The 4,878-nt window shown below is 67.8% G+C and carries 3 protein-coding genes; 1 reads left to right on the top strand and 2 read right to left on the bottom strand.

What is annotated here, in order from left to right; all coding sequences use genetic code 11:
- Positions 1 to 2,241 (bottom strand): sensor histidine kinase (locus tag AC31A1_RS46830; protein ID WP_489659163.1); only part of this gene is annotated, 2,241 nt, incomplete at its 3' end.
- A gap of 364 nt (positions 2,242 to 2,605) precedes the next feature.
- On the opposite strand from AC31A1_RS46830, the gene AC31A1_RS46825 reads away from it, so the two are divergent.
- Positions 2,606 to 3,568, top strand: coding sequence for an ABC transporter substrate-binding protein (locus AC31A1_RS46825; protein ID WP_489659162.1), 963 nt, complete (start codon positions 2,606 to 2,608; stop codon positions 3,566 to 3,568).
- 57 nt (positions 3,569 to 3,625) lie between these two features.
- Here AC31A1_RS46825 and AC31A1_RS46820 read toward each other — a convergent pair.
- Positions 3,626 to 4,878 (bottom strand): glycoside hydrolase family 43 protein (locus AC31A1_RS46820; protein WP_489659161.1); only part of this gene is annotated, 1,253 nt, incomplete at its 5' end.

Below are 4,878 nucleotides of genomic sequence, written 5' to 3'. Positions count from 1 at the left end.
GTGGGTGACGGGCGGGGCCGGCGCGGCGGCTCTCGGCGCCGTCTCGTACCGGGAGACCCTGCGGGGGAGCGGTGTGGGCTCGTCGTCATCGGCGTGCATGTGCTCGGGTGCGATCGGCTCGGGCCTGCTCAGAGTGATCGACGGGCGCGGCCCGGAGTCCGAGCTGGCCCAGGAAGGTGCCGGACGCTGGTCCTGGTTCACCGGACGGTGGTCCTGGTTCGAGGCGGCCGACGGCGCAACGACCGTGCCCGCGCCGACAGTTGCCCCCGCTCCCAACCCCAACTCCGTGTATCCGGTGTCGGCCGGACCGCCGGAGGCCAGCGCACTCATGCGCAGCAGCAGCGTCGCCGGGATGGTGATCTCGGCCGTCACACCGCCGCCCGGCGTGCGGGCCAGCGTGACGTCGATGTCCCAGCGGCGGGCGAGCGTACCGACCACGAACAGGCCCAGCACCTTCGTCGGCACCAGGTCGAGGCGCTCGCGGCGGATCAGCCGGGCGTTCTCCTCGGCGATGCGCTCGGCGCTCATCCCGAGACCGCGGTCGGCGACCACGATCAGCGCGTCGTCGCCGTCGGTCCGTACGACCACCTCGACGGGGCTGCCCGCGGGCGAGAACGAGACCGCGTTCTCCAGGAGTTCGGCCACCATCAGCGTGAGGTCGCCGATGATGTCGGGCTCGACCATGACCTCGGTGTCGGCCCGCAGACCCACCCGCTGGAAGCCCTCGATCTGGCCGAGCGCGGCGCGTACGACGTTGGTGAGTTCGGTGGGTCCGCCGTCCAGCACGGTCTCGCGGATGCCGGCCAGCAGCATCAGGCTGTCCGCGTTGCGGCGCAGGCGGACGGCGATGTGGTCGATGGAGTAGAGGCGCTCCAGCAGCGCCGGGTCGGTCTCGCCGCGCTCCACCGCGTCGATCAGCGCGAGTTGACGGGTCGTCAGGTTGCTGACGCGGCGGCCGACGTTGCCGAACATCTCGGCGACGTTGCGCCGGCTGACCACCTGGCGGGCCAGCAGCGCGGCGGCCGTGGTCTGCACATGGTTGAAGGCCTCGGCGAGGTCACCGATCTCGTCCTTCGCGGTGACCGGCATGTCGCGCAGCAGCGGCGGCCCGTCGTCCTCGGCGTCGTCGTCGGCGACGCGGGCGAGTTCACGGCCCGCGACCTCGGCGACCTGCTTCGCGGCCCCGGTGAGGGCCTGCACGGGGCGGACCACCGAACGGCGCACGATCACCACGAAGACGAGCCACAGCACGAAGCCGAACAGCGAGAGGCTCAGCAGCAGCCCGGCGCGCCAGGAGGCGGAGCTGGACGCGCTGTCCGCGCGGGTGGCGATCTGGTCGATGAGTGAGCCGGTGATCTTCAGCCGGCCCGCGGCCTGTTGCGGGTAGGAGGGGTAGTCGCTCATGGCGTCCGCGAAGGCGTTGCGGACGGCGCCGGGCGTCTCGGCCTGTAGCCCGCTGGGGTCGATCTGCAGCTCGGCGTAGGCTTCGGCGATCTCCCGCTGCGCCGGGGTGTGCTCGATGCCGGAGAGCTGGTCGGCCTGGTCCTCGGTGGCGAACCGGGCGAACCGGGCGGACTGGTAGGTGAAGAGTTCGTAGGAGCCGACCGCGTTGTTGTACTCGATGAGCGCGTTGCTGTCGCCGGTCGTCGCGGAGAACACGCTGGTCTCGAACGAGCTGTGGGCGGCATCGGCCCGCAGCACGGAGTCCAGCAGGTTGCCGGTGAAGGTGGTGGCGAGGTTCGCGTTGTGTTCGAGGTCGAGCCCGTCGATCAGACCGTCGGAGGCGCTGGTGTACGCCGGGTCGATGTTGTCGGCGGGCAGATAGCTCTGCTCGACGGTGTCGCGCAGCGTCTCCAGGCCGTTGATCTCCTTCAGGGCCTGGGCCTCATTGTCCGGCAGCCGGTCGCCGAAGGTGTCACGCACCTTCTCGACCTGCTTGTCCACGGCCAGCTGGGCCGCCCGGTAGGCGCTCTGCGAGGGGGTGCCGCCGTCGTTGGTGGCCTCGAACCGGACGGAGAGCAGGATGGCCTGCTGGTGCTCCGCCTCCACGAGGTTCACCAGCCTGGCGACCTGCCCGCTGTCCCGCACCAGTTGCGCCGCGTCGCTCGCGTCCGTCGACTGCCCGATCTCGTCCGAGATGAGATACGCCAGCAGCACAGCGACCACCGCGAGCGGTACGCCGACGAGCAGATTGAGCTTGCGCCTGAAGGGCCAACGGTCTGCGAAGCCCCGTATGGACACCAGGCCTCCTTCGTGGGGTGTTGTCACGATACGCGCAGCGATGCGTGTGACTGTTTTTGATCGAAGCGGCCCCCGCACACCGCTGTGACCGACGCCAACTCCGGGGAGACTACCGTCTCTTTGAACGATCAAGTGCGTCGCCCTACGTCAAGAATCAATTACAAAGCGACCGTGTTCGTGACCGGTCCGTTTACGTTGCCTTCACAACTGGGCACCCATTGAGGCCAATCGGTGACCAGAGTTCTCTTGACTGACCGAGAACCGGCTGGATTGGATCAGCGGAGTGCGGCGTTCACGCCCCGCGCGTCGACGCCACAGCCATGCCTGCACGCCTGTGCCAACATCCAAACCCGGAACGGGAATTGTGACTTCTAAAGCGAAGAACAGCTGGTCCAGCACTAGGTACCCCGGCGCGGCCGCCATCGCGCTCGCCGCGACGGCTGCGCTTGTCACGGGATGTGGTTCGTCCTCCGACAGCAAGTCCGACAACCCGCTCTCGGGCGGCAAGGCGAGCGGCGACACGGTTGTCGTCGGCTCCAACAACTTCGCCGAGAGCATCCTCATAGCCGACATCTATGGCGAGGCCCTCAAGGCCAAGGGCGTCAAGGTCACTTACAAGCCGAACATCGGCAGCCGTGAGACGACCTACGGCCTGCTCAAGAACGGCACGATCTCCGTGCTGCCCGAGTACAACGGCGCGCTGCTTGCCTACCTCGACCCGAAGGCCACCCCGGCGACCCTCGCGGCGACCACGGCCGCGATCAACGCGAAGCTGGACTCCAAGCTGACGCTGCTGGACCCGGCGGCCGCGGAGGACAAGGACACGGTCACGCTCAACGCGGAGACCGCGAAGAAGTACAACCTCACGTCCGACTCCTCCATCGCGGACCTCAAGTCCATCGCGAAGGACCTGGTCATCGGTGCCTCGCCGGAGTTCCAGACCCGGCAGCAGGGCCTGCTGGGCCTGAAGTCCGTCTACGGCCTGGAGTTCAAGTCCTTCAAGGCGCTGGACGCGGGCGGCCCGCTGACGGCGGCCGCGCTGAAGAAGAACACGGTGCAGGCGGCCGACCTCTTCAGCACGGACCCGACCATCGTCAAGGAGAAGCACGTCACGCTCCAGGACCCGAAGAAGCTCTTCGGTTTCGAGAACGTGCAGCCCCTCGTCTACAAGAGCGGCCTCTCCGCGGCCGGTGTCGCCGCCCTCAACGCGGTCTCCGCGAAGCTCGACACGGCGACCCTGCTGGACCTCGACACCCAGGTCCAGTCCCAGAACAAGGACCCGCTGGACGTCGCGAAGGCATGGCTGAAGACGGCCGGCCTGAGCTGACCTTCCCCGGCGACGACGCGGGTGCCTCCATTTCTCCGGGAGGCACCCGCGTCGTGCTCAGTACCCGACGTGGAACGTCGCGTCCTGCTGATCCGTGGCCGTCGAGATCGGGTCGATGCGCAGGACGTAGTTGGAGTGCCGGATGTAGCGGGTCGGATTGTTGTACGACCGGAACGACGCCCAGGTGGAGTCCGCGAGCCCCGCGGTCCGGTAGAACGTCGCGTCCCCGGCGAACGTCGATGTGCCGTCGTTCACGTCGAGTTGGAGCGCGTAGTCGTAGTGCCGCAGATAGCGGGTCGGGTAGTTGACCGACTGGAAGGACACCCCGGCCGAGTCCGCGAGGCCCGGCACCAGCGTCCACTGCGAGTCGGTGTACGGGTCGAAGGCGTACTCGTCGATCCGCCCGACGAAGTTGGAGTGCCGGACGTAACGGGCCGGGTAGTTGTAGGACTTGAGCCGGTTCCAGGCGGGGGTGCCCCACTTGGCGATCAGGTTGTTGTACTCGGCCGTGGTGATCGGCTGGATGCCGCAGTGCTTCGAGTTGAGCGGCTGCGTGTAGAGCTTCTGGTCGACGGCCGTCCAGGTGCCGGCGGCGAGACTACTGGTCTGCCAGGCGTAGAAGACGCCGTTGGGATCCCAGGTGTCACCCCAGAGGTACCAAGTGGAGCTGGACGCAAGGGACTTGACCAGCGTCGGCGCCTCGGTGCCGTTGTGCGAGACCGCCGTGCTGAACTCGGTGAAACTGCCCGGGTCCAGTGACGTGGACTTCGCGCCGACCAGCGTCGAATTCTTCTTGAAGTAGAGGTAGTTGACGCCGTTCACGCCCACGGCCAGGTCGCCGTCGATGACGTCGTACCCGGGGTCGAAGAACACCTGCGGATCCCCGGCGGTCACGAAGTCGCCGGTGTAGTTGACCATGATGACGTTGTGGCCGCTGTCGTTGACGGCCGAGTAGATCACGCCGTACTGCCCGCGCCCCGCGTCCCAGAACGACTCCGGCGCCCAGGCGTGGGTGTCCAGGTCGTGCACCTTCATCCGCCGGTAGCCGGTGAAGGTACGCAGATCGGTGGAGTCCCAGACATGGATGTACTGGCTGACGTACGACCAGTCGGTGCCGTTGAGGTCGGTCGCGAGGACCACGAACGTGCCGTCCTGCTTGCGCAGGATGAACGGGTCGCGCAGGCCGAGGGAACCGGCGGTGGGGGTGGCGACGGGGGCGTTCTGGTTGAGCGGGGTCCACTGCAGACCGTCGGGGCTGACGGCCAGGTGCAGGCCGTAGTTGGCGCCCAGGAACGTCGGCGACTCGGTGA

This window comes from Streptomyces sp. P5F9 (assembly GCF_057961495.1).
This window is presented reverse-complemented; position numbering and strand designations above follow the sequence as displayed.